Consider the following 25,686-nt stretch of genomic DNA (forward strand, 5'->3'; position numbering starts at 1 on the left):
GGGTACATCGATAATCAAAATGCACTGGACCAGCTTGCTGACTTTCGCATTTCGGGAACTGGTAAAATCGGTAGTGACCTAACCATTGGTGGAAACGCAACAATTTCTTCGCTGGGCACTGGCGCTACTAGCAAAGTGGTTGCAGATGCCAATGGCATGCTTATAGCCCAACCCCTCGATGCGCTGGTATTGAATGGGCAGCAGCTAAGCTTAGGTGCCAGTTCTGTCACTTTGCCTTCAGGACCTGCCGGACCCACTGGGCCTACCGGCCCTACAGGACCACGAGGCCTCCAAGGCGCGCAGGGAGTGCAGGGCGTACCTGGCGTGCAGGGCAATGCAGGAGCCGAAGGAGCAACCGGCCCCACTGGCCCGCAGGGCATTGATGGCCCCCAAGGTCCACAGGGGCTAATGGGTGCTACAGGCGCCACAGGTGCTCCAGGTCCCATGGGCCCACAAGGAGCTACTGGGGCAACCGGTGCCACAGGCCCACAGGGGGTGGCAGGCCCGGCAGGTGCCCAAGGTGCCACTGGGGCTACTGGCTCGCAGGGTGAAACCGGCGCAACGGGTGCCACTGGCCCCCAAGGTAGCGCCGGGCCAGCCGGTGAAACCGGCGCAACGGGTGCTCAAGGACCACAAGGAGAAACCGGTGCTACTGGTGCCCAAGGTCCACAGGGCGCTACAGGCTTGCAGGGTCCGCAAGGAGAGATTGGTGCTACTGGCCCACAGGGAGAAACCGGTGCTGCTGGTGCCCAGGGACCACAGGGTGTCGCCGGGCCAACTGGTGCAACGGGCGCTCAAGGCCCGCAAGGGGAAATTGGAGCAACCGGAGCACAAGGTCCTCAGGGTATTGCTGGCCCTACTGGCGAGACTGGTGCTACCGGTTTACAGGGCCCCAAAGGCGACAAAGGTGATAATGGCTTTGATGGTGCAGCCGGGCCCAAAGGCGACCAAGGTGAGCAGGGCATTGCCGGCCCCATTGGCCCCAAAGGCGACCGCGGCTTTGACGGCGCGGCCGGGCCCAAGGGCGACCAGGGCGACCAGGGCATTGCCGGCCCCATTGGCCCCAAAGGTGACACCGGGGCCTCGGGCGCGGATGGGGCCAAAGGCGACCAGGGTATTCAAGGCGTGGCCGGCCCCGTCGGCCCGAAAGGCGACACCGGTTTCGACGGCGCGGCCGGCCCCAAGGGTGACACCGGTGCACAAGGCATTGCCGGTCCTACTGGCCCGAAAGGCGATACTGGCTTTGATGGTGCCAAAGGGGAAAAAGGCGACCAAGGTGAGCAGGGCATTGCTGGACCGGTAGGCCCGAAAGGCGACACCGGCTTCGACGGCGCGGCCGGCCCGAAGGGCGACCAAGGTGAGCAGGGCATTGCCGGTCCGGTAGGCCCGAAAGGCGACACCGGGACCTCGGGCGCGGATGGGGCCAAAGGCGACCAAGGTGAGCAGGGCATTGCCGGCCCCATTGGCCCCAAAGGCGACCGCGGCTTTGACGGCGCGGCCGGCCCGAAGGGCGACCAAGGTGAGCAGGGCATTGCCGGCCCCATTGGCCCCAAAGGCGACCGCGGCTTTGACGGCGCGGCCGGGCCCAAGGGCGACCAGGGCGACCAGGGCATTGCCGGCCCCATTGGCCCCAAAGGTGACACCGGGGCCTCGGGCGCGGATGGGGCCAAAGGCGACCAGGGTATTCAAGGCGTGGCCGGCCCCGTCGGCCCGAAAGGCGACACCGGCTTTGATGGTGCAGCCGGGCCCAAAGGCGACCAAGGTGAGCAGGGCATTGCCGGCCCCATTGGCCCCAAAGGCGACCGCGGCTTTGACGGCGCGGCCGGCCCGAAGGGCGACCAGGGCGACCAGGGCCCGGTTGGTCCACAAGGCCCAAAGGGCGATACTGGCCTGGCCGGAGCCAACGGTGCTAAAGGCGATACTGGCGAACAAGGCGTCGCCGGTCCGGTAGGCCCGAAAGGCGACACCGGCTTTGATGGTGCCAAAGGGGAAAAAGGTGATACTGGCGCAACTGGAGCCAACGGCGCCAAAGGCGACCAGGGCGACCAAGGCATTGCGGGCCCCGTTGGCCCCAAAGGCGACACAGGTATGGCAGGCACCAATGGTGCCAAAGGCGACCAGGGTGACCAAGGTCCGGTTGGTCCTCAAGGGCTGAAAGGTGATACTGGCCTACAAGGTGCCACTGGCCCCCAAGGCGTTGCCGGCCCTAAAGGCGATACCGGGGCAACGGGTGCTCAGGGTGTGGCCGGTGCTGTTGGGCCCCAAGGTGCTACCGGCGCGACGGGTGCTACTGGCGAAACTGGTGCCGTAGGCCCCCAAGGCGTTGCTGGCCCCATTGGTCCGCAAGGCTTGAAAGGTGATACGGGCGAGACGGGTGCCACCGGTGCCCAAGGCGCAACTGGTCCCCAAGGCGAAGTGGGACCGGCGGGTCCACAAGGTGCTACCGGCCCTGCCAGCACGGTAGCCGGTCCTCAAGGCTTGAAAGGTGACAAAGGCGATACCGGCGATACCGGCGCTCAAGGTGCTGCTGGCCCCCAAGGCGCTACCGGCGCTACCGGTGCCGCAGGTCCGCAGGGCGTTGCTGGCCCCATTGGCCCGCAGGGATTGAAAGGTGATACTGGAAATACCGGTGCTCAAGGTGCTACTGGTGCCACTGGCCCTCAGGGCGCAACGGGTCCTCAGGGCGCAACGGGTCCTCAAGGCGCAACGGGTGCCACAGGTGCTGCTGCTACTGTGACTTTAGGTGCCACCACGACCGGCGCGGCGGGTTCGAGCGCATCCGTTACTAATACCGGAACTACTTCGGCAGCCGTATTCCGGTTTACAATTCCAAGAGGCGACACTGGCGCTCAAGGTGCGACCGGTGCCACTGGTGCCACTGGCGCGCAAGGCCCCATTGGCCCCACCGGTCCGCAGGGCCCGGCTGGTCCTACCGGTGCCACCGGTGCCAATGGCGCTGCCACTGTAACGATAGGTACTACAACGACAGGTCCCGCTGGTTCGAGTGCCTCAGTAACCAATAGCGGAAGTAACACGGCGGCGGTGCTGAACTTCACGGTTCCGGCTGGGCCGGCAGCTACTGTTGGCGTTCTTGCTACAATGGCGGGGAATAATAGCGGTGGTAGCAATGCGGCTAGAATTACCCTCAATTTCGGCGGCAGCGCCAGCGCGAACTACATAAAAGTAACCACCAGCAGCACCACTGATAATGTTTCGTTATCGATTGGTGACGGTGCTTCGGTTGCCGGGCGCGTTGTGCATATAAAAGCCTCTGGCAACAGCGCTCTGACCGTCTACATTGTGAACGGCACTACTACCGTATCAAGTGTTACTATTCCGGCTAACACCATGGGCACTTTTGTTTCTGATGGAACAAACTGGAATTAATCCGCGCGCGACCATGAACCGATACCTCAAACGTTTCGAACCTCCCAAAGGCGTGCTTGCGCTGCTGCTGGTGTGTGGTGCTACGGCACTGCACACCAGCCAGGCGCAAGGCCTCTACAACGGTGCCGGTGGCCTCGTCGCCCTCACCGATTCGGTGCGCTATGTGCGCGGCGATGTAGAGAATGCCGGCGAGTTCGACCTGACCTCCGCAGCCGGTAGCTCCTCCAACCGGCTCTTCATTGATGAAGGAAACCTGCTGAACACCGCCGCTGGCACCTGGGTGGCCAGCAAAAGCACGGTGGTACTGATGGGCATGACGCCCCACGTGCTCAGCATGAACGGCGCCACGCTCTACAACCTGCGCCTCGACAACCCGGCCGGCACCACGCTCGGCTCCGATGCCACGGTGGCCAACGGCTTGCGGCTGGCCACCGGCAACCTGCTCACCACGGCGGCTTACAGCCTGCACCTGGCATCGGGCGGCACCCTGGTGGGCCCCGGCCCAGCCGGCACCGAAGACGACAGCCACTACGTGCAGGGCAGCCTGACGCAGCAGAAAGCCGTGCGCGGCCCCGAACCCGTCAACTTCGGCAACATGGGCTTTGTGCTGAACCCACAAGGCCAGGCCCTGACGCTGACCGTGGACCGCCGCACCGGCCTAAACCAGCCCAACTACTCCTACGCCCAAAGCCCGGCGTTTGCGGGCAAGCAGGGCATCGACCGCATCTGGCGGCTCAGCACCGCCGATGAGCGCAACCCGGCCAAAGCAGTTAAACTGTCGCTGAGCTGGCTGGCCGATAATGACCACGGCCTGGACTTTGGCGGGGCCCTGGCCCAGGTATGGTACTCCACCAACCAGGGCCAAACCTGGGTGAAAGCCGGCGAGGCACAGCCCGCCCTGGCGCGCACCGTGGCCGTGGCCACCACCGAGCTCAACGCCTGGTACACCGTGAGCCTGAACAGCGCCCCAGTTGTTGCGCCGCTGGCCCAAACGCTGTTTTCGGGCACGGCCCGCAGCACCGATGCCGTGCTGACCTGGTCGACGACCACGAAGCCGAGCAACGGCTGGTACGTCATCGAACGCTCCACGGACCAGCAAAAGTGGCAGGAAATCAGCCGGCAGGTGGTCGCCAGCCAGCGGTGGTCGCCAGCCGCCTCCACGGCTATCGACAAAGACGCGAGCCAGTTGGGCGCTACGCTGTTCTACCGCTTGCGGCAGCTCGACACCGACGGCAACAGCCAGCTGAGCAAGGTGCTGGCCGTGCGTTTTGCCAGCTCCATGGTCTTCAAGCTCGAAGCCTACCCGGTGCCGTTGCAGGAATACCTGACCCTGGACTTGATGAGTTCGGGCACGGGGCCGGTTCAGCTTGACCTCTACGACATGGCCGGGCGCGTGCTCATCCACCGCGAGGAAACGGCGGAGGCCGGCGCCAGTCGCTTCCAGCTCGATGTTCGGGCACTGGCCAGCGGCGTTTACACCCTGCAAGCCCGCCAGGGCGACCAGCGCGTTACCCGCCTGCTGAAGCGCGACTAGCGCCAACAGCTGCTGACCGTCAGCAAATCGCCCCGCTTTCCTTGTGGAAGCGGGGCGATTTTTGTTTCACTAGCCTGCTGGCAGCCGCTCGTTTAAGCAGCGCGAAAACCTTTATCAGGAAGCGGCATGGAGAATTGTCGGGCCGTGGTACCGTTCCTTTGCAGCTCATTAATTGTGCCCAATGTCCGGAACCCTATTCCTCATCCCCACGCCGCTGGCCGATGATACGGCCCCGCAGGTGCTGCCGCCGCAGGTGGTGGCCGCCGTGGCGTCCCTCCCCTATTTCCTGGTGGAGAATGCCCGCACCGCCCGCCGCTTCGTGAAGAGTGTGGCGCCGCACCGCGTGATTGAGGATATCCGCTTCGTGGTCATCGACAAGGACAGCACCGACGCGGAAGTAAAAGCCGCCCTTGCGCCGCTGGTGAAAGAAAGCATTAATGCCGGCATTCTGAGCGAAGCGGGCTGCCCCGGCATCGCGGACCCCGGCGCGGCGCTGGCCCGCGAGGCGCACCGGCAGGGCCTGCGGGTGCGGCCGCTGGTGGGGCCATCGTCGCTGCTGCTGGCACTCATGGCCTCGGGGTTGAACGGGCAGCAGTTTGCGTTCCACGGGTATTTGCCCATTGAGAAAGCGCCGCGCGTGGCCGCGATAAAACAACTGGAGAAGGAGGCGCAACAGCGGCAGCAGTCACAGCTATTTATCGAAACACCTTATCGCAATGGGGCATTGTTCAGCGATTTGCTGGCGCATCTGCAGCCCGGCACCCGCCTGTGCGTGGCGGCTGATGTGACGGGGGCAGGCGAGTTTATTAAGACGCTAACCGTCTCGGACTGGAAGCGGCTGCCGGCTCCGGAGCTGCACAAGATTCCGACGGTGTTCGTGATTGGGACATAACATAAAAGCGCCTGTCATCCTGAGCGCAGCGAAGGACCTAATCTCGTGTGAACAAGTCGTTCTTACATGATTAGGTCCTTCGCTGCGCTCAGGATGACAGGCATTTGTAGTAGCTGCTACGAAGCCCGTACCACGAAGCGCAACTCCTTGACAGCTTCCAGCTCTTGCGGCGCGGGCAATACCGTTTCGCCGTGCTGACTGAGGTCGAGGCCATCGGCTTCGTGCGTAGCATTTACCCGAATGGGGATGAGGACGTTGGTTACCTTATAGAGCAGATAGGAGCCGCCGAAGGTGTAGACCGAGATGAAGGCCAGCGCGCCGAGGTGGTGCAGGAGGAGGGTCCAGGAACCGGTGGGAACCAGGCCGCCGTCTTTGGCGAAAATAGCGGTCAGAATCATGCCCACGATGCCGCCCACGCCGTGGCAGGGAAATACGTCGAGCGTGTCATCAAGGGTAGTGCGGTTCTTCAAATCGACCGCGCCGGCGCTGATGGCGGCCGACACTACCCCAATGAACAAGGCCGGGCCGTAGCTCACGTAGCCCGCCGCCGGGGTGATGGCTACCAGGCCCACCACCGCGCCAATGGCCGCGCCCGCCGCCGAGGGCCGCTGCCCGCGCACGGCCTCAATCATCATCCAGGTGAGCATGGCAGCGGCCGAAGCCATGTGCGTGGTGAAGAAGGCCTGCACCGCCGTAGCATTGGCCGCCAGCGCCGAACCGGCATTAAAACCAAACCAGCCAAACCACAGCAAGCCCGTGCCGATGAGGATGAACGGCACATTGGGCGGCACGTGGGTGTGGCCTTCGAGGTGGCTGTGGCGGCGGCCCAAGGCCAGCGCACCCGCCAGCGCTGCGAAACCGGCCGAGATGTGCACCACCGTGCCGCCGGCAAAGTCGAGCACGCCCCATTTAAACAGGAAACCGTCGGGGTGCCAGGTCCAGTGGGCCAGCGGGCAGTAAATGAGCAGGCTAAACAGGCACATAAACAGCAGGTAGCCCCAGAACCGGATGCGCTCGGCAAAGGCCCCGCTGATGAGGGCGGGCGTGATGATGGCGAATTTCAGCTGGAAGGCGGCGTAGAGCACCAGCGGCAGGTTGGGGGCCAGGCGCGGGTGCGGGGCGGTGCCCACGTTATTGAACATGAAAAACGTGAGCGGATTGCCAATTACGCCGCCAATGCTGTCGCCAAAGGCCAGCGAAAAGCCCACCACGTACCACAGCACCGAAATCACGCCCAGTGCGATAAAGCTCTGCAGCATGGTGGAAATGACGTTGCGCTTGCTCACCATGCCCCCGTAGAAGAAGGCCAGGCCGGGCGTCATCAGCAGCACGAGGCCGGAGGCGGAAAGCATCCAGGCCAAATCGGCAGGGTTGAAGGCGTTGGGGAGGGCGTCGGGGTGATTTTGGGGTAAAAAGGCAGCCAACCCAGCTAATAATAAGATGGCCCCAAGGCAAGCGGTAGCTAAATATCTTTTCCGAGTCATAGTTGGGTAAATTTAGAGGCACCTGACCGAATATATCAAATAATTTTCACTTACCCCCTTTCATATTCACGCTCACAAACGTTAGTTATTACTTAATTCGTCCCAATACCCCATCAAAAACAATCCTCGTTAGAAATCAATGCTGAATGCCGTGCGGCCGGCTTCATTCGTTTCGAGGCGGAAGCGGAACCCGTGGGCCAGCAGCACGTCGCGCACCAGCGTGAGGCCGATGCCCTGGCCGTCGCGCTTGGTGCTGAAGAAGGGCGTGAAGAGCCGCTGCCGCACTTTGGGGGTGAGGCCGGGACCGTCGTTTTCGATGGTGAGGGCGGGCGGGCTGAGCGTGGTGCGCATCCACACGTTGCCGTCGCGGCCAATGGCTTCGAGGGCATTTTTGGCCACGTTTAGCAGAGCCTGCTCCAGCTGCTGGGCGTCGAGGGCAAGCATGAGCGGAGCAGCGGGCAATTCCAGGTGCCAGGCAATGTTGCGCTCCTCACTCAGGGGCTGAAGCAATCGGCAGATGCCGCGCAGCAGGGCGTGCACATCGGTGGGATGCGGCACGGGCGGGGGCAGGCGCACCAAGTGGGCGAAGTTGGCAATAAAGTTGGCGAGCTGGGTGTTGCGGGTAATACTTACATCAAGGGCCTGGGTGAAGTCGGGCTGGTCGGTGGGGTCGAGCTGGGGGGCGTAGTGCTGGAAGCTGTGCAGGATGGAGTTGATGGCCCCAATGGAGTTGTTGATTTCGTGCGACATCATGCGGATGAGCTGCCCGTAGGCCTGCTTTTCCTGCTTTATGAGCTCCTGGGTTAATTCTTCCAACACGATGAAGCGGCGCGTGAAGCCCCGGTCCAGGAAGTGGGCGGCGTGGGCGCGGTAGGTGGCCAGGCCCGATAGGCGCAGGGCCTGCGGCTGGTCTTCGGCGAGGGTGGCCAGGGCCGGTCCCCAGGGCCCGGGCAAATCAGCAATAGCTTGGCCGGCCAGCGCGGCGGCCGGCTGGCCGATGAAGCGGGCGGCGGCGGCGTTGGCGCTTTCAATCCGGCCTTCAAAATCGAGGATGAGGATGCCGGCGGGCGAGGCCTGGATGAGGCGTTCGAGGAGGAAGCTTTTTTCGTGCTGGCTCACGCGCTCGTGGCGCAGGGCGTCAATCATCTGGTTATAAACGAGGATGAGCTGGTCCATCTCGCGCTGGCCCACGGGCACGAACTTCATACTGAAATCCTGCGCCTGAATGGCCGCCGTGCCCGCCGCAATGAGCTGAAACGGCCGCACAAACCCCCGGTACAGCTGCGCGGTGACGGCAATGCTGATGAGCAACAGCACCTCGCTCCCGATGAATAGGTACACGTTGGTGGTGCGCAGCTGGGCCGCCAGCGCAATGAGCACGACGTGGATGAGGGTGGTAAAAAGAAGGAACTGGAGGCGGAGGGACATGAACTATAGCTGTAAGAAAAAGTCATGCAGAGCGCAGCGAAGCATCTTGCCCGCCACAACTAATCCTTTCGATGAGTTAGTAATGAGGTAAAGATGCTTCGCTGCGCTCTGCATGACGTTCTTTTTGTTCACCAAAGCCCCTACTCGTCGTACGGGATGCCGTGCTTTTCGAACCTTCTATACAATGCGCCCCTACTCAGCCCCAACGCCTTGGCTACGCGGCTGATGTTGCCCTCGTAGTGCGTCAGGCTTTGCCGAATCATCTGCGCCTCCAGCTCGTCCAAAGTCATGGTGCCGGGGGCGGGCAAGGGCGACTGCGTGACGGAGTGGCCGAGTGATTTCATGGCGTTGGCCTGGAAATCTTCGGGGCCAAGCTCTTCTTTGCCGCTGACGAGGACGGCGCGCTCCACCAGGTTTTTGAGCTCGCGGATATTGCCGGGCAGGGCTTGCTCGCGGAGCCAGTGCAGGGCGCGGGTGCTCACGCGCAGGGCCGGGCGCTGGTAAGTGGCGCGGAGCTGGTCGAGGAAGTGCTGGGCGAGCAGGGGAATGTCGGCCGCGCGCTCGCGCAGGGCGGGCAGGCGCACCGATATCAGGTTGATGCGGTAGAACAGGTCTTCGCGGAAGCGGCCCTGCTGCACCATTTCGGCCAGGTTGCGGTTGGTGGCGGCGATGACGCGGATATCGAGCCGGCGGGGCTTCGAGTCGCCGAGGACTTCGTAGGTGCGGTCTTGCAGCACCCGCAGCAACTTCACCTGCGATGCCAGCTCCAGCTCGCCGATTTCATCAAGGAAAATGGTACCCCCGTTGGCCAGCTCGAAGCGGCCCACACGGTCGGTTTTGGCATCGGTGAACGCGCCCCGGCGGTGGCCGAACATCTCGCTTTCAAACAAGCTGCTGGAAATGCCGCCCAGGTTCACCTTCACAAAAGACTGATTGCGGCGCGGGCTGTTGCGGTGAATGGCTTCGGCAATGAGCTCCTTGCCGGTGCCGCTTTCGCCCTCGATGAGCACGGCGGCATCGGTGGCGGCCACCTGGCCCACCTGGCGGAGGACGTGCAGGAGCTGGGCATCGTGCCCCACAATGTCGCGAAAGGCAAACTGCTGGTCGAGCTGGCGGCGCTGGCGGGCGGGGGCTTCGGTGGGCTCGGTTTCGGGCTCGGCGGGGTTTTCGCGCACGGCCAGCACCGTGCGGATGGTCTGGAGCAGGCCGTCGTTGTGCCAGGGCTTGGTCACGAATTCGGCCGCGCCGGCCTTCATGCCCTCCACGGCCAGCGCGATGCTGCCCCAGCCGGTGATGAGGATAACGGGCACCTGCGGGGCCACGGCCTTCACCTGGGCCAGCAGGGCCAGGCCGTCGTGGCCGCTGGTATCGAGGGAGAAATTCATGTCCATGAGCACCAGCCGGGGCGGGGCGTCGCGCACCACGGCCAGGGCCTCGGCGGGCGTGGCCACGGCCTGCGCGGGGTAGCCGGCCTGCTTCAGCAGCAGCTTCAGCGAGGTGCGGATGGCCAGGTCGTCGTCGACAATGAGAAACATGGTTGCAGAAAATAAAGGACCGCGCCCCAAGTTTGGGGCGAAGGATTTAAGACCCAAACCATCCACCCCAAACTTGGGGCGAGGTTTTTGAGGCCAAATGGAGCCACCCCCAAACTTGAGGAGGTGGTTTTGGGACCAAATGCGACCACCCCAGGTTTGGGGTGGCACCGTTTCTACCGCTGCTTCACGCTGCCGCCGCTGCTGGTGCGCTTGCTCACGCGGGGCGAGCCGGAGTAGCGCACGTCGCCGCCACTACTGGCATCGGCGGTGAGGGCTTCCTGCACGGTCACGCTCAGGTTGCCGCCGCTGCTGGCCGAGGCATCACAGACGCGGGCCACCAGGCCATCGCCTTTGAACACGCCGCCGCTGCTGGCCCCCACGTCGAGGCGCTGGGCGGTGCCGGCCAGGGTGGCCACGCCGCCGCTGCTCACGTGCGCGTTGACATCGGTGCTGATGAAGGTGGCCTTGACGGTGCCGCCCGACGACGCGGCCACGTCCAGGCCCTGGGTGGTGAAGGCGCCCACCACTTCGGCGTGCGCGCCGCTGCTGGCGTGCAGGGCCGTGAGGCTGGTGGCGGTGACGTCCACGCGCATGTGGCGCACATTTTTCAGGCCCAGCGTCTCGGCCCACTCGCGGTCGAAGCTGATTTTGAGCACACCGTCGCGCACTTCCGTCAGGATGCGGTCGAGCTGGTCGGCTTCTTCGGCGCTGGCTACCACGCGCTGGGTGGTGCCGGAAGTCAGGCGCAACTCGATGCCATTGCCCACCTCCACGGCGTGGAAGCTGGCCACGTTGCGCACCTGGGGCCCGGCCTGGGCAAAGGCGGCCGTGCTCAGGAGGCAGAAAAAGGCGGTGGCGGTGATGTTTTTCATAACTGATACAGAAAAAAGGTGAGGATGTGAAGCAGCGTTGCTGGAGCGACAGATGCGGCGGGCGGCCCGGGAGTTGCCCAGAGTGTCGGCCAAGTTAGGAATTTGGCCTCAGTCAGCTGAAAAAAAGTCTGTCATCCTGAGCGCAGCGAAGGACCTTCTCACCGCTGAACAGTTTGCAGTGATTGTAAGCGAAGCAGGCGTGAGAAGGTCCTTCGCTGCGCTCAGGATGACAGACGACTTCACACTCCCCCGCCTCGCCGCCCCTACTCCTCGCGCAGGGCTACCGCCGGGTGAATGCGCGCCGCCAGCCGGCTGGGCTGCCACGCACACAGCGCCGTGATGGCATACACCGCACCGGCCGCCGCCGCAATGGCCAGCAGGTAGGGCTGGGCCGGGAGGTCGAAGGCATTGAGCAGCGGGAACTGGGCCGCCAGCAGCGCCCCCAGCAGCACTCCAAAGGTGGTGACCACCATCATCTCGCCGAGGAATTGCCAGCCGATGCCCGCGCCCGTGGCCCCCATGGCCCGGCGCAGCCCAATCTCGGCCCGGCGCTGGCTGATGTTGTACCACAGCACCCCAAACAGCCCCAGCGCCACGTTGATGATGAGAAACAGGCCCATGATGCACAGGCCCACCACGGGCACCAGCGTGTAGCGGCGGCGGTGCAGGCGCTCGTCGTCCATCACGCGCACCTGGCTGGTCCACTGGCGCGTCACGCCGGCCACGGTGCGGGCTATTTTCTCCTGCAGCTCGCCGCCCGAGCCGGGGGCCACGCGCACCAGCACGTTGGCCGTTTCCCAGTGGGTGGTGTCGTAGGGAATAAGGCGCTTCCACACCGAGGGAATGGGGGCCGAAAAGTCGCTTTCCATGCGCACGGGGTCCACCACGCCCGTCACCAGGAACTCGTCTTCGGGCTTGGTGGCTTCCTTGCCGGGGTTTTCCCAGGTGAAGATTTTGCCCAGGGCCGGGCCCTTGCCAAACAGGCTTTCGCGCAGGTCCTGGCTGATGACCACGGGGCGGTGGTGGCTGCCATCGTCGGCGGGCGCAAACCAGCGGCCCTCGCGCAGGTGCAGCTGCATGGCCTCCCGGTAATGGTCGTCGGCGTCGTAAACGTTGGTTACCGGCGATTTCTTACCCTGGTACTCATACACCGAGTTGTTGGTGTTGAACGTGAACGGCACGTTGCCGCTGGTGAGGGCCACGGTCTGCACCCCCGGCAGGGCCTGCACCTGGCGCAACACGTCGTCGAGCTCGGCGCGGGGCATTTTCAGGTTCTGGCCGGCGCGCACTTCCAGCCGCCACATCTGCTCGTAGTTGAAGCCGTGCGGGGCCAGGTAGTTTTTGGCGGTGGTGATGAGCACCGCGCCCACCCCGAACAGCACCACGAAGGAGAAAAAGATTTCGGAAATCAGCAGCAGGTTGGCCCGCTTGCGGTTCCAAATGAGGGTGAAGAGATGGCGGAGCATGGGTTTTGGAGGAGGAAAGTCTTGAGGAGAATCGGCTGTCATCCTGAGCGCAGCGAAGGACCTTATCGCCGCTGAACAGTTGGCAGTAATATCAATTGGCGCAGGCGTGATAAGGTCCTTCGCTGCGCTTAAGATGACAGATGGCGCGTTTACTTCTGTTCGCCGCTGCCGCGCAGGGCGGCCACGGGGTTCAGGCGCGACATTTTCCAGGCCGGGTACACGCCGCTCATCAGCCCGAAAATCAGGGTGAGCAGCATCCCCCAGCCAAACACCGACCAGCTCAGGGCGAAGTGCGCGTAGGCCACGGGGTGCGCCTCGTTCACCAGGGCCAGGGCCCCGGCGGCCAGGGCCAGCCCCAGCAGCCCGCCCACCAGGGCCAGCACCACGTTCTCGACCAGAAACTGCCCCACCAGGTTGCTACCCGTGGCCCCGAAGGCCTTGCGCACCCCAATCTCGCCCGAGCGCTCCAAAATACGCGTCACGTTCAGGTTCACCAGGTTTAGGGCCGGCAGCAGCATAAACAGCAGCGCCAGCCCGCCCACTATCAGAAAGAAGGCGCCGATGTTGTCGTCGTCCACGGTCTGGTCGCGGTGGTTAAGCAAGACGCGCGTGAAGCCCGCCAGCATGGGGTCGGCATAAGAAAACAAGGCCTTCACCTCCTTCGGATTCGGGATTTCCACCCGCCGCATCATCTGGCGGTATTCTTCGCGCATGGCCGGCACCGCCGCCGCCGAAGGGGCCAGCAGCACCGGCACAAAGGGGCCGCCGAGGCGGTTGTCCTTGTAGTAGTCCGCGCTCAGGGTGTAGGGCATCCACACGTCGGCGTAAGTGTACACGCGCGCGGCCGATACGTTGCGCACCACGCCCGCCACGCGGTAGCGCTTCAGGTCGATTTCGATGGTGCGCCCCACCACGTTGGTGCTGCCGAAGTAGGCGCGGGCCGTGGCTTCGTTAATCACGCACACCGGCTGGGCCTGCTGCACTTCGGCATTGGTGAAGGCCCGCCCGCCCAGGAAGTCAAAGTCCATGATGCGCCAGAGATTGCCGTCGGTGTAGGCCACGTCCAGCGGCAGCAGCTTGCTCTTGGTGAAGGCCGTGGAGTTGGAAGTGCCCGTGCAAATGCCCACCAGCTCGGGGGTTTTCATCTTCCGCACGTAATCGTCCACGAAATGAATGCTGGCCGCCATGTTCATCCAGCCGTGGTTGTCCTGCATCTGCTGCCGGATAACGTTCACAAACAGCATGCGGTCCACTCGCTTCACCGGCGTGCCCGGCCCCACCAGGTGGTCGAACATGGCCATCACCACCAGCAATATCATCAGCGTGAAGCTCACGCCAAACAGGCTAATGAAGGTGAAGAACTTGCGGCGCATGAGCACCTTCCAGGCAATTTTTAAGTAAGAGAGAAACATGGCTTTTAAGGTTAGTAGCCCGTCATGCTTCGCTGCGTTCTGCATGACGGGCTGATAGAATTTCATATGCTGACCCTCAGCCCACCTGGCTGCCATCAAAAAACCGAATCACGCGCTGCGTTTTCAGGGCCTGCTGCAGGTCGTGGGTCACCATCACGATGGTCACGCCCTGCTCGCGGTTCAGCTCCAACAGCAGGTCGATAATCTCCTCCCCCATCACCGAATCGAGGTTGCCCGTCGGCTCATCGGCCAGGATGATTTCCGGCCCGCCGGCCAGCGCCCGCGCAATGGCCACCCGCTGCCGCTGCCCGCCACTCAACTGGGCCGGGAAGTGGCTGGTGCGGGCATTCAGCCCCACTTTGTCCAGCGCGGCGAGGGCGCGCTGGCGGCGCTCCTTGCCGCCCATGCCGGGCCGGTACAGCAGCGGCAGCTCCACGTTGTCCACCACCGAGAGGTCGTTTATCAAGTGGTAGCTCTGGAACACGAAGCCGATTTTCAGGTTGCGCAGCCCCGCCAGCTCCTTGTCGGAGTAGGAAGTCACGGCGCGGCCGTCTACCTCAATTGTACCGCTGGTGGGCTCATCCAGCAGGCCCATCAGGCTCAACAGCGTCGATTTACCGCAGCCGCTCGGCCCCATGATGGACACGAATTCGCCACGGTTCACGGTCAGATTCACGCTATTCAGGGCCACCGTTTCGATGGTCTTGGTCTGGTAAACTTTCTCAATATCGCGGAGGCGAAGGACGGGCGCGGCGCGGTCGGGCGCGGCGGCAACGGGTTGGCGGAGGTCGGTTTCCGGGCTCATTTGAGGAGGGGAGTTTGGGTTTCGAAATCGAATAAAGTGAGGGCCCGCAGGCGGTAGTAAGCCACCCAGCCGGCGCGCAGGGCGAAAATGTAGCCGCGCCGCGCGCCGTCCTTGGCCACCGAAGCAAGGGTCAAATCCGTCAGACTGATGCGGCCCAGCAGGTAGGTGGCGCGGGCAATGTCGTAGCGGCGCTGGGCCAGCGAATCGGCCCGGCCGGCCAGCGCAATCTGCTCGGCAAGCGCGGGCTGCTGCCCGGCCTGCGTCAGCACCGTTTGCTCGAAGCTGCGCTCTTCCTGGGCCACGTCGTGGCGTGTCTGGTCGCGGGTGAGCTCGGCCGTTTTCACGATGGCCTGGCGGCGGCCCCAGTCCACAAGCGGCAGCGAAAAGGCCAGCCGCACCTGCTGCTGGTTTTGCAGGTTCAGGTAGGTATCCATTAGGTTCGGGGCCTGGTTCACGTAGCCCAGGTTGGCCGTGAGGCTGGCCTGAAAGCCGGTGGTGCCCCGCGCCTGGGCCACGTCGCGCTCGGCCTGCAGCAGCCGGCGGCGCAGCGTCAGCGTGGTGCTGCGGTACTGCCGGGCCTCGGTTAGCGCCTGCGCGGGGGCCACGGCCGGCTGCGGAGCCGGCGCGGGCACGGCCAGCGCCAGCGTGCCCTCGGCCGCCGGCTGGCCGGTGTAGGCCTGCAGGGCCACAGCCGCAATCTCCGCATCAAGCCGGGCCTGGTTCTGGGCCTGGCGGGCATCGAGCAGGTTCAATTCCAATTGCAATAAGTCGCTCTGCGACAAGCGCCCCAGCGCAAACCGCTCGCGGCCAATGCGCAGCAGCTCGGCGGTGGCCTGGGCGTTCTGGCCGGCCACGGCGGCGTTCACCTGTTGCAGCAGCACGTCGAAATACAGCTCCGTGACACGCTGGGCCACGGTTTCGCGCTCCTCAACGTAGGCCCGCTGGCTTTCCTGGTAGCGCAGCGGCTCAATGGCTCGCGCCCATTTCAGGTTATTAAACTGGCCCAGCGGTTGCACAATGCCCAACGTGAACGGCTGGTTGTTATAACGCTTCAGCCCCCCGTTGAAATCATCGAACCGCTGTACCTCCGCCCCTACCAAAATCTGTGTCCCACTCCAGCCAATATTCTGGCTCAAAGTCAAAGCCAGGTTGGAGTTGTTGATGCGCACGGCGCGAAAGTCGGTCGTGCCGTCGGGCTGCACCACGGGCGTAATCACGCGGCTAAAATTGGGCAGCGTGCCCGCCAGGCCCAGCTGGGGCCGGTAATTGGCCTGGTAGCCGCGCCAGGCCCAGTAGCCGGTTTCGCGGTTGGTGAGGGTTTGCTGGCCGGCGGCCGAATGGTCGAGCGCCTGGGCAATCACCTCGCCCAACGTGAGAGCCGGTGCGGCAGTCGGCGCCATCCGGGCCGTCGGCTGTCCCAGCAACCCCAGCGGCGCGAGAAGCAAAAGAAATTGAATGATTGGGAGTTTCATCGTCGCGCCGCCTTAGTCGTGAAGGTTCAGCTCCGGCGTATCCAGATGCTCTTTCATGTCCGACACCACGATTTCCTCGCCCGCCCGCAGGCCGCTGGCAATCTGCACGAAGTCGAAATTGCTGTCGCCGAAGCGCACCGTGCGGCGCACCACGCGCCCGCCGTTGGTCAGCACGAACACCGGCTGCTCCTTGCCGCCTTGGTAGAACGGGCCGTTTTTCACGCGCAGCACGCCATGGTGGGCGCGGGTTATCACGAATACATCGGCGCGCAGGTTGGGCCGTAGCGCCGGATGGTGGGGGTTATCGAGCTGGGCATAGAACGTCACCACGCCCTTTTCCACGCTCGGGCTGATGCTGGCCACCGTGCCGCGCAGGTCGAGGTCGTTGATGCGCACCTTCACCGGGTCGCCCTGGTGCAGGGCATCGGCGTAGCTGTCCGAAATCGTGGCCCGCACCCGGAAGCTGCTCAAATCGGCCACTCGGGCCAGCGCGTCGCCGGCCTGCACAGTGGTGCCCAGGTTGTCGTTCACCCAGGTCAGCACGCCCGGCTGCTGGCTGCTGATATTGGCCTGCCGCAGCTTGGTGGCAAGCTCCGCAATGCTGCGCTGCTGCATCGACACCGTGTAGCCCAGTTCCCGCACATCGGCCGCGTTCGAGCGCTGCTGCGTCTGAATCTGGCGCGTCAGGCGGTCGGCTTCCAGCTGTGCCACGGTCAGGTTAAGCTCGGCCTGGCGCACGTTTTCGGCCGTGCCGCCACCAATTTTCAAGAGCTGCTGCTCGTCGCGCAGGGCCGATTGCAAGCTGCGCACTTTCACGGCCTGCACCTGGGCCTGGGCGCGCAAGTCGGTCAGGCTGCGTTCCAGCGTCAGCTGTAATTGGGAGTTTTTGTTCTGGTTGCGTAGCTGCTCATCGTCCAGCTTGGCCAGGCTCGAATTGGCCAGCTCCTTATCCAGCTCCAAGATGGTTTCGCCGGGCCGCACCCGTGCCCCCACCGCCACCGCCACCCGCCGGATGGTGCTCTGAATGGGGCTGGTGAGCACCGCCTCGCGGCCCGGAATTACGGTACCAGCGGCCGTAAGAGAGGCTTCCACCTCCCCCATTTCCACGGTGGCCGTCAGAATATCGCCGCGCCGCAGGCTGGGTTTCAGCACCGTGCGGAAGGCCAGCACCGCACCTAATACTAGCAGTACGCTTGCGACTACCGCGAGCCAGCGGCGGCGCTTGCGTTGGGTTTGAATAGAATCGGCAAGGGCTCTGTCCATTTTCGTGCAGAAAGAAGAGGGTTTCCTCTATCTGTTGCCAAGCCGTGTGCCAATTACACAATAATCTAATTATCAATCATTAAACCAGCGGTATTAATTCTATAAACCATTAAAAAGTGTCCATTTATGAACAACCGGCCCTAAACTGGACACCTGCTCGCAATTTCCTTTTCAAAAAAGACGCTGCGAGACAGTTCACTGGTACAGAGCTAAAAATTAGCCAAAGTCGACCAATTTTTACAAATAAATCTATATATTGTCTAAAAAATCACCTAAAATTTCCACTCCTATGATTGCCACCGCAACTCCCGTAGCCACCGAAATCAGGCACGCCAACGACCTTTTTGAAGCTAGCTTCGAGCGAAGCGATGCCGCTGCCATCGCCAACCTTTACACGCCCAACGGCGTGCTGCTACCCACGGGCATGGGCACCATTGAGGGCACGGCGGACATTCAGGCCTTCTGGGAGGGCGCTATGGCCATGGGCATTAAGCAAGTGCAGCTGCATACCCAGGAGCTGGAGGAAATGGCCGACACCGCCATTGAGCTAGGTCATTACACGCTGCTTGGCGCTGATACCCAGATGATAGACCAGGGCAAGTACCTTGTAGTATGAAAACAGCAGCAGGGCCAGTGGAAGCTGCATCAGGACATTTGGAACAGCAGCCTGCCCGCTCCTACTCCTGCTTCTTAGGCCAGCACCTGGTACACCACAAACGCCGCCACATAGGCCAGTCCGGTCATGTAAATAAGTTGCGCCAGCGGCCAGCGCCAGTTCTTGGTTTCACGGTACGTCACGGCCAGCGTGCTCATGCACTGCATGGCAAACACGTAGAATACCAGCAGTGAAAACGCCCGCGCCGGCGTGAAAAACGGCTGCCCGGCTGCGTCTTTTTCAGCGCTAAGCTTCTGTTGCAGCGTGCCCATATCGGCATCCTGCCCTACGCTATAGATGGTGGAAATAGTGCCCACAAACACCTCGCGCGCCGCAAACGAAGTAAGCAGTGCAATGCCGATTTTCCAGTCGTAGCCCAGCGGGCGAATGGCCGGCTCCAGCACGTGGCCAAACTTGCCGGCGTAGGATGTTTCCAGCCGCGCCGACGCTACTTGCCGGCTGGTTTCGGCCGCATCCCAGCCGCGCGTTGTAGCCTGCTGCCGCACCTGCGCCTCAGCGTTTGCCTGTTGCTGGCCGGGGCCGTAGCTGGCCAGCACCCACAGCAGCACCGAAATGGCCACAATTACCCGGCCGGCCTGCAACACAAACGCACTCACCTTCTGATAGATGGTGAGGCCTACGTTTTTCCAGCGCGGCCACTGGTACACGGGGAATTCCATGATGAAATAGCTCCGCTCCCGCGCATGCAGCACTTTTTTCAGTACCCAGGCCGAACCCAGTGCCGAGAATAGCCCGAGCAGATACAAGGACATCAGCGCCACGCCGCGCAGGTTGAAAATGCCCCACGCCGCCTGGTCCGGCACCACCAACGCCACCAGCACCGTGTACACCGGAATGCGGGCCGAGCACGACATGAGCGGCGTCACGAAAATCGTAATCATCCGGTCCTTCCAGCTCTCAATAACCCGCGCCCCCATGATGGCCGGCACCGCGCAGGCCAGCCCCGAAATCAGCGGTACCACGCTCTTACCGCTCAGCCCAAATGGCCGCATCAACTTGTCCATCAAGAAGGTAACCCGGGCCATATAACCCGTCTCCTCCAGCACGGCCAGGAAGCCGAACAGCAGCGCAATCTGCGGAATGAACACCAGCACGCCGCCCAACCCCGCCAGCACACCCTCTGTCAGCAGCCGCACCAGCGGCCCCGAAAAGTTGGCCTGAATGGCCGCGCTCAGCCCCGAAATCCCCTGGTCAATCCAGTCCATCGGGTACTGCGCCCAGGCAAAAATGGCCTGAAACAGCAGGAACAGAATGCTCAGGAAAATCAGGTAGCCGCCCACCCGGTGGGTGAGCACCTTATCAATCCGGTTGCTTATCGGCTCGCGCTTTTCCGTCCGCACCACCGTCACTGTTTCCAGCAGAATCTCGTTGATGCGCCCGTAGCGCCCGATGGTTTCGGCCGCCTGCGCGGCGGTGGCGTCAAACCCCGCCTGCTGCACCAGTTCCTGAATATGCGCCTTGTCTTCGGCGCTTAGAAAGCCAATCTGACGGTACTGCTGGGCGTAGTGCAGCGCCAGGTAATCGTTGTGCAGGTTGAAGTAGTAGCGAATCTGGCGCACCAGCGGCAGCAGCTTCTCATCGGGTTGCCAGAAGCGCACCGGCGGCGCATCCAGCCGCTGGGCCATCACAATTTTGAGGGCCGCCACACCGATGCCCTTGCGGGCGTTCATCGGAATAATGGGCACGCCCAGTTCCCGCTCCAGCGCCGGCAAGTCAATGTTCACGCCGTGGCGCTCGGCCACGTCCATCATATTGAGGGCCAGCACCGCCGGCAACCCGAGGTCGCCGAGTTGCGTGAACAGCAGCAGGCTGCGGCGCAGGTTGTTGGCATCCACCGTCACCACCACGAAATCGGGGTAATTACCGGCCGCTTTATCGTAGAGCAAGTCGGTTATTACCTTCTCGTCCAGGCTCTTGGGGTAGAGCGAGTAGGTACCCGGCAGGTCGATAATCTCAGCCCGCTGGGTAGCCGTGAGCTGGGCCACGCCGGTTTTGCGGTCCACCGTCACGCCGGGGAAGTTGCCCACCTTCTGGTTGAGGCCGGTGAGCTGATTGAACAGCGAGGTTTTGCCGCTATTCGGGTTGCCGATTAGGGCAATGCGCAACGGTCGGGCACCGGCCTCGGAGCCGACTTGCGGCGCTGCAATTGTCGCTGTTGTTGAACTACTTACTGTTACGGCCATCGCGCATCTGCTACTCCTTCAGCAAAATGTTCGCCGCCTCGCTGGCCCGTACCGACAGCGTGTATTCCTGGTCGCCCAGCACCAGCATCAGCGGGTCGCCGAGGGGAGCGCGGCCGCTCAGGCGCACCTGCACGCCGGGCACACAGCCCATTTCCAGCAATTTCAACGCCATTTCGGGGTCTTCCAGGCAGCAGATGGTGCCGGTTTCGCCCACTCGCAAGTCTTTGGCAGTGCGCTGGGTAGCGGTACTAATGACAGCCTTTTGCGGGGAACGACGAAATAATGACACGGGCGTTGAACGGACTTAACCTTATTTAGAAAGAATACAAACAAAGGTACGCCACTAAAAGCTTTTTGGCTCCCTGGCTTTTTTTTGACGACCAACAATCCCTTTGCGTCTGCCTCACGCCCCTTCCTGCCAGCGTTTTGGATTATTCGGTTGCATCTGCTAATAATTTCTGATAACTTTCGGCGCAGGATTTTGTAATTTTGTTCGGATTATACCGCCTACTATGTCTACACGCCTACCGCTTATAGCACTATTTCTAGCCTTTGCTGCAACCTCCGGGTGGGCGCAGCAAATTCAGATAAAGGGGGTAATTGTTGATAAAGACACAAAAGAGCCGCTGCCATTCACGTCCATTGGCCTGAAAAGCGAGCAAATCGGTGCCCTTAGCAACGAGCACGGCCAGTTCATTGTGCCCGCTCCCACCAAGAATCCCGACGACTCCCTCATCGTGGTGGCACTGGGCTATGCCCGGCGGGCCGTGCTCGTAAAGCGAGGCGCCGCCTTATCCAACCTCACCATCGAAGTGCCCAAGCGGGCCGTCGAGCTCAGCAACGTAGTGGTGAAGGCCGGCAAGGTGAAGAACCTCGGCCTTGGTGCCCGCTCCAACGACCCCGGCGAGGGCATGATTCAGGGCCTGCCGGGCTCGCAGTACGCGTTTTTCGTGAAAAACGACAAGCAGAAAAAGCTCGGCAACGTGCGCACGGTGTCCTTTTACATTGGCGAAAACGGTTTCCCCCGCGAGCCGTTCCGTGTGCGTCTCTACAAGGCCGACGGCAACTACAACGCCCCCAACACCGACCTGCTCACCGAAAACGTGGTGGTATCGGCCCCGCAAGGCGGTCAGTGGTACACCGTCGACCTCACGCCCTACAACATCATGGCCCCCGAAGAAGGCTTCTTCGTGGCCATGGAATGGGTAGTGAGCGGTGATAAGTTCTTCGCCACCAATTTCATGGACGACTACACGCCCTACGGTCAGATTATGCGTCCCACCTTCGAATTCAAGGAAAGCCGCACCTGGAACTACTCCATCGGCAAGGGCTGGAGCCTCATCACGGCCGCCAACAGCCAGGGCCTGCGTTACAACGCCATGATTAAGGCCGAGGTCGACATGATTAAGTAAGACCGCCGATTAGAACGGATTTGACGGATGACGCAGATTCGGACGGTTTTTTACATCTTCGAATCTAATTGTTCGTCAGTAACACAAAAGGTCCGGCTTGCAAGCCGGACCTTTTGTGTTGGTAATGACTTAGCCGGCTGAGGACATTGCTACGGGCCGTCATAATCTGCGTCATCCGTCAAATCCGTTCTAATCGGCGGTCTATTTCTTCGCATCCAGGCTCACCAGCCACTCTCGGATGGTTTCCTGAGCTACGGGCGAAAACAGCGGCTTCATCTCGCCGTTCATCAGCGTCCACTCGGTTTTGGCGGGCTGAAACAGGTGATTGACGCCCGGCAGGCGCTTCACGGTGACGTTGTGGTTCACGCTTTTCAGCTCTTTTTCCAGGGCTGTCAGGTGCAGGTCGGCGGGCGCTTCGGCATCGTCGGTGCCGGTGAGCAGCAGCACGGGACAATGCACCTGGTCGAGGTCGGCAATGGGGTCGAAGGACAGAAAATACCGCCGCCAGGGCGTGAGCAGTTGACTTGCCGCCGCCTGGGCCGCCTGAGGCTCCAGCGTGGGCTGGTCCTGCCGCAGCATGTTGCTCACAATGGCCTGCGCCTGCGGCGGACTGGTTTGCCGGATGATGTCGTACATCGTCCGCTTGCGCTCATAAGCCGCCTGAATTTCCAGCGGGGCCACTTTTTTGGCTTTCTGCTCGTCCACCAACTGTTGCAGCAAGGTTTGTTCGCCGGGCAGGCCGTAGCCCGCCAGCGCCACCACAAAGGCCGGCGGCAAGGGCTGGCCCGCCGCCAATAAAGCCACGTTGGCCCCTTCGCCGTGGCCCAGCACGCCAATGCGGTTGATATTGATTTCCAGACGCGCCCGTAGAAAATTCACGGCCGCCTGCACATCGCTCACCAGCATGGCGGTGGTGGCGGTGCTGGTGCTGCCGCCGCTCTGGCCCACACCCCGGTCGTCGTAGCGCAACACAGCAATGCCGCGCCGGGTAAGGTAGTCGGCCAGCGAGCCCATCAGGTGGTAGTTGCCCACGGTCCCGTCGCGGTCCTGCGCACCAATGTCACTCACCATCACCACGGCCGGGAAAGGCCCCGGGCCGGCGGGTACGGTCAGCATTCCGGCAAAATTGAGGCGGGCCGAAGGATTGTTGAACGCCACTTCTTCTTCGCGGTAAGGCGGGGCCAGGCGCGTGCCCTGGCCCGTGACCGCAGGCATGGGCGAATGCAGCAGCCGCACCGCCGACTTCACCCCCGCCTGCGTCCAGACCCCATTCAGCTCGCGCCGCACCGAATCGAAGCGGGCGGCGTAGCGGCTGCCAGCCGCCGGCATCCACAGTAGTACCGAGTCGCCGCGCACGGTCACTTCCGTCACCATGCGGCTCACCTTCTGAGCGGGCACATCGAGGGCCGCAAAATACTTGCCGCCCGCCAGCGGAATCACACTGATGGTCAAATCCAGATTCCCTCCCAGCACCGGGAGTTTACCCTTCCACAATCCCCCCAAGGGCAGGCGGCCCTGAGGGACCCGGCCCAAAACGGTACTCGTTATTCCAAACAGTAGAAGAACGCATAGTAAACTTCTCCTCATTCTATTTAATTAAAGACCAAACTTGACTTACGGCCCCGAAAGATAAGCAGCAGCATACCGTATATAGTAAATTCATTTACTCATTATTGAGCCATAATGTTGAAAGCAGCAATACAAAATAACAGATAAATATTTGCACTGTGATACCATTGCTCCAATCCAGAGCACAGGGAATGAAGTCGTAAAACGCCTTGCTACTGTTCCGCTTTGCTCCTTCTCCCTCTTACTCAGAGTCCTATTCTTTAAATCAAAAAAAAGCCCCTGCGGAATAACGCAGGGGCTTTTTGGCTTGCAACTGGTAGCCGTCAGGAACTACGGCTGGTGGCTGTGCTCAGGAGCGGATTATTTGGTGCGAACCGCAATTTCTACACGACGGTTTTCCTGGCGGCCAGCGGCCGTGGCGTTCGAGGCGGCGGGCATGGCTTCGCCCATCGGCTCCACGCTTACGCGGGTGGCGGCAATGTTGCCATTGGCCACCAGGTAGTTTTTCACAGCTTCGGCGCGCTTCTCGCTCAGGTCTTTGTTGTAGCTCTTGTCGCCGCGCGAGTCAGCAAAACCCATTACCCGTACCTGGCTGGCGTTGTAGCGCTGGCCAATGGAGCCGGTGATTTGTTTCAGGGCTTCGGCGGCGCTGGGCTTGATATCGGCTTTGTCGGTATCGAAGAGTACTTTTTCGTCGACACTATATACGTTGTAAGTACTATCGCCGCGCACCGACACGCCCGGCAGGGTGATTTCCTTGAATTTTACGTCGGCCAGCTTGGCTTTGCCCATGTCCCAGGCATTATCGACGGCGGCACCGGCATCGCTGGCCACATCGGCCACCGTTTTTCCATCGCGCGCCATCACAGCGGTGTCCTGGCCGGCTTCGGCAAGTTGGTCTTTGGTTTCAGAATGCTTGGTTTCACAGCTGGCCAGCAGCGCAGCAGCGGCCAGCAGGGAGAAGAAGGACTTTTTCATGAAATGAAGTGGGTAAGTTCTGGAAAAAGATTCCGGTCCCAGTACGGGAAAGGATTCAGTAATGTTAATTTTTTTATTTTCCCATTGCTCAATCGTATTATTACCAACCGGCTTCAAACCAAGTAGGCGCAGCCCGATAGGCTTGTACAGCAATAAAATCAGGCTCCCGTTGTTACGCAGCAAAAAAAAATCTGCATATAGCGCGCCAATACGTGCTTCATGGAATAAAGGATGCTAGCAGAGTGGCTCAAAATTTGTAAATTTGCCAGACTACAACCCATTATAAATTATTTTTGGCGATGATGAAACGCATACCTTTTCTCGCTCTGGCCTTTCTGTTGCTGTTGCCGGCGCTGAGCTGGGCGCAGGAAAACCGCATTACGGGCCGCGTCGTGGATGCCAAAACCAAAGACCCGGTTCCGTTCGCCTCCATCGGTTTGCGCGAGGAAGGCACCGGCGCGCTCACGAACGAATACGGTTATTTCCAGTTGGCCGGCCTCGAAAAAACCAGCCAGGACTCCCTTATTGTGATGACGCTCGGCTACGAGCGCAGCGCCGTGTTTATCAAGCGCGGCAGCACCGAAGACCTCATCATCGAGCTGAAAAAGCGCGTGGTTGAGCTGTCGAACATAACCGTGAAGGGCGGCAAGCTCAAAAACCTGGAGTTGGGCTCGAAGTCGAATAACCCCGGCGAGGGCATGATTCAGGGCCTGCCGGGCTCGCAGTACGCGTTTTTCGTGAAAAATGACAAGCAGAAAAAGCTTGGCAACGTGCGCACGGTGTCGTTCTACATCGGCGAAAACGGTTTCCCGCGTGAGCCGTTCCGCGTCCGCATCTACAAGGCCGACGGCAACTACAACGCCCCCAATACCGACCTGCTCACCGAAAACGTAGTGGTATCGGCCGCGCGCGGCGGTGAGTGGTACACTATCGACCTGAGCACCTACAACATCCCGGCTCCCGAGGAAGGCTTCTTCGTGGCCATGGAGTGGATTGTGGGCGGTGATAAGTTCTACACCACCAACTTCATGGACAACTACACGCCGTATGGCCAGATTATGCGTCCCACCTTCGAATACAAGGAAAGCCGCACCTGGAGCTACACCATCGGCAAGGGCTGGAACCTGCTGACGCTGGCCAACGGCCAGGGCCGCCGCTACAACGCCATGATTAAGGCCGAGGTTGACATGATTAAGTAAGACCGCCGATTAGAACGGATTTGACGGATGACGCAGATTCGGACGGCAGTTGTTTGCAGCTCTAAATCCGATTGTTCGTCACCAACAAAAAAGGTCCGGCTTGTGAGCCGGACCTTTTT

General features: G+C 61.8%; 19 protein-coding genes. 6 read left to right on the forward strand and 13 right to left on the reverse strand.

Annotated elements, in window-relative coordinates; translation table 11 throughout:
- Nucleotides 1-684 precede the first annotated feature (684 nt).
- The 3 genes from ACYVM5_RS06880 to ACYVM5_RS06890 all read left to right on the forward strand — a co-directional run bounded on the left by ACYVM5_RS06880 (nt 685) and on the right by ACYVM5_RS06890 (nt 5,813).
- Nucleotides 685-3,387 (forward strand): collagen-like domain-containing protein, encoded by a 2,703-nt coding sequence (locus ACYVM5_RS06880; protein ID WP_460617383.1) that lies wholly within the window; start codon nt 685-687, stop codon nt 3,385-3,387.
- A gap of 13 nt (nt 3,388-3,400) precedes the next feature.
- Nucleotides 3,401-4,921: a T9SS type A sorting domain-containing protein gene (locus tag ACYVM5_RS06885; protein WP_460617384.1), complete on the forward strand. Its 1,521-nt coding sequence runs from the start codon at nt 3,401-3,403 to the stop codon at nt 4,919-4,921.
- 181 nt (nt 4,922-5,102) lie between these two features.
- Entirely contained in the window at nt 5,103-5,813 is a 711-nt protein-coding gene (locus ACYVM5_RS06890) for an SAM-dependent methyltransferase (protein WP_460617385.1), read from the forward strand.
- A gap of 116 nt (nt 5,814-5,929) precedes the next feature.
- Here ACYVM5_RS06890 and ACYVM5_RS06895 read toward each other — a convergent pair whose 3' ends face one another.
- From ACYVM5_RS06895 to ACYVM5_RS06935, 9 genes are all read right to left on the reverse strand, one after another.
- Nucleotides 5,930-7,297, reverse strand: coding sequence for an ammonium transporter (locus tag ACYVM5_RS06895; protein WP_460617386.1), 1,368 nt, complete (start codon nt 7,295-7,297; stop codon nt 5,930-5,932).
- Between the two features lie 129 nt (nt 7,298-7,426).
- Nucleotides 7,427-8,725 (reverse strand): sensor histidine kinase, encoded by a 1,299-nt coding sequence (locus ACYVM5_RS06900; RefSeq protein WP_460617387.1) that lies wholly within the window; start codon nt 8,723-8,725, stop codon nt 7,427-7,429.
- Nucleotides 8,726-8,865: 140 nt separating this feature from the next.
- On the reverse strand, nt 8,866-10,260 hold the full coding sequence (locus ACYVM5_RS06905; protein ID WP_460617388.1) for a sigma-54-dependent transcriptional regulator: 1,395 nt from the start codon (nt 10,258-10,260) through the stop codon (nt 8,866-8,868).
- A gap of 173 nt (nt 10,261-10,433) precedes the next feature.
- Nucleotides 10,434-11,132, reverse strand: a complete 699-nt coding sequence (locus ACYVM5_RS06910) for a head GIN domain-containing protein (RefSeq protein ID WP_460617389.1) — start codon at nt 11,130-11,132, stop codon at nt 10,434-10,436.
- A 263-nt stretch (nt 11,133-11,395) separates the two neighbouring features.
- The gene (locus ACYVM5_RS06915) at nt 11,396-12,598 is read right to left on the reverse strand and encodes an ABC transporter permease (RefSeq protein ID WP_460617390.1); all 1,203 of its coding nucleotides are present in this window, start codon (nt 12,596-12,598) and stop codon (nt 11,396-11,398) included.
- A gap of 149 nt (nt 12,599-12,747) precedes the next feature.
- Complete coding sequence (locus ACYVM5_RS06920) at nt 12,748-14,010, reverse strand: ABC transporter permease (RefSeq protein ID WP_460617391.1); 1,263 nt, start codon at nt 14,008-14,010, stop codon at nt 12,748-12,750.
- A 76-nt stretch (nt 14,011-14,086) separates the two neighbouring features.
- The gene (locus tag ACYVM5_RS06925; protein ID WP_460617392.1) at nt 14,087-14,815 is read right to left on the reverse strand and encodes an ABC transporter ATP-binding protein; all 729 of its coding nucleotides are present in this window, start codon (nt 14,813-14,815) and stop codon (nt 14,087-14,089) included.
- Complete coding sequence (locus tag ACYVM5_RS06930; protein ID WP_460617393.1) at nt 14,812-16,260, reverse strand: TolC family protein; 1,449 nt, start codon at nt 16,258-16,260, stop codon at nt 14,812-14,814. Before ACYVM5_RS06930 ends, ACYVM5_RS06925 begins: the two co-directional genes overlap by 4 nt.
- 39 nt (nt 16,261-16,299) lie before the next feature.
- Entirely contained in the window at nt 16,300-17,550 is a 1,251-nt protein-coding gene (locus ACYVM5_RS06935) for an efflux RND transporter periplasmic adaptor subunit (protein WP_460617394.1), read from the reverse strand.
- 289 nt (nt 17,551-17,839) lie between these two features.
- Between ACYVM5_RS06935 and ACYVM5_RS06940 the strand changes: the two genes are divergently transcribed.
- Entirely contained in the window at nt 17,840-18,166 is a 327-nt protein-coding gene (locus tag ACYVM5_RS06940) for a YybH family protein (protein WP_460617395.1), read from the forward strand.
- Nucleotides 18,167-18,240: 74 nt separating this feature from the next.
- On the opposite strand, the gene feoB is transcribed toward ACYVM5_RS06940, so the two are convergent.
- On the reverse strand, nt 18,241-20,331 hold the full coding sequence (gene feoB, locus ACYVM5_RS06945) for a ferrous iron transporter B (protein ID WP_460617396.1): 2,091 nt from the start codon (nt 20,329-20,331) through the stop codon (nt 18,241-18,243).
- 88 nt (nt 20,332-20,419) lie between these two features.
- Complete coding sequence (locus ACYVM5_RS06950; RefSeq protein WP_460617397.1) at nt 20,420-20,698, reverse strand: FeoA family protein; 279 nt, start codon at nt 20,696-20,698, stop codon at nt 20,420-20,422.
- Nucleotides 20,699-20,921: 223 nt separating this feature from the next.
- Here ACYVM5_RS06950 and ACYVM5_RS06955 point away from each other — a divergent pair, with 223 nt between their 5' ends.
- Nucleotides 20,922-21,821 (forward strand): peptidase associated/transthyretin-like domain-containing protein, encoded by a 900-nt coding sequence (locus tag ACYVM5_RS06955; protein WP_460617398.1) that lies wholly within the window; start codon nt 20,922-20,924, stop codon nt 21,819-21,821.
- A gap of 201 nt (nt 21,822-22,022) precedes the next feature.
- On the opposite strand, the gene ACYVM5_RS06960 is transcribed toward ACYVM5_RS06955, so the two are convergent.
- Both ACYVM5_RS06960 and ACYVM5_RS06965 read right to left on the reverse strand, forming a co-directional pair.
- Nucleotides 22,023-23,273 (reverse strand): alpha/beta hydrolase family protein, encoded by a 1,251-nt coding sequence (locus ACYVM5_RS06960; RefSeq protein WP_460617399.1) that lies wholly within the window; start codon nt 23,271-23,273, stop codon nt 22,023-22,025.
- A gap of 477 nt (nt 23,274-23,750) precedes the next feature.
- The gene (locus tag ACYVM5_RS06965; protein WP_460617400.1) at nt 23,751-24,368 is read right to left on the reverse strand and encodes an OmpA family protein; all 618 of its coding nucleotides are present in this window, start codon (nt 24,366-24,368) and stop codon (nt 23,751-23,753) included.
- A gap of 302 nt (nt 24,369-24,670) precedes the next feature.
- Here ACYVM5_RS06965 and ACYVM5_RS06970 point away from each other — a divergent pair, with 302 nt between their 5' ends.
- Nucleotides 24,671-25,567 (forward strand): carboxypeptidase-like regulatory domain-containing protein, encoded by an 897-nt coding sequence (locus ACYVM5_RS06970; protein WP_460617401.1) that lies wholly within the window; start codon nt 24,671-24,673, stop codon nt 25,565-25,567.
- Nucleotides 25,568-25,686 lie beyond the last annotated feature (119 nt).

The sequence above is a fragment of the Hymenobacter ruber genome (assembly GCF_054783255.1).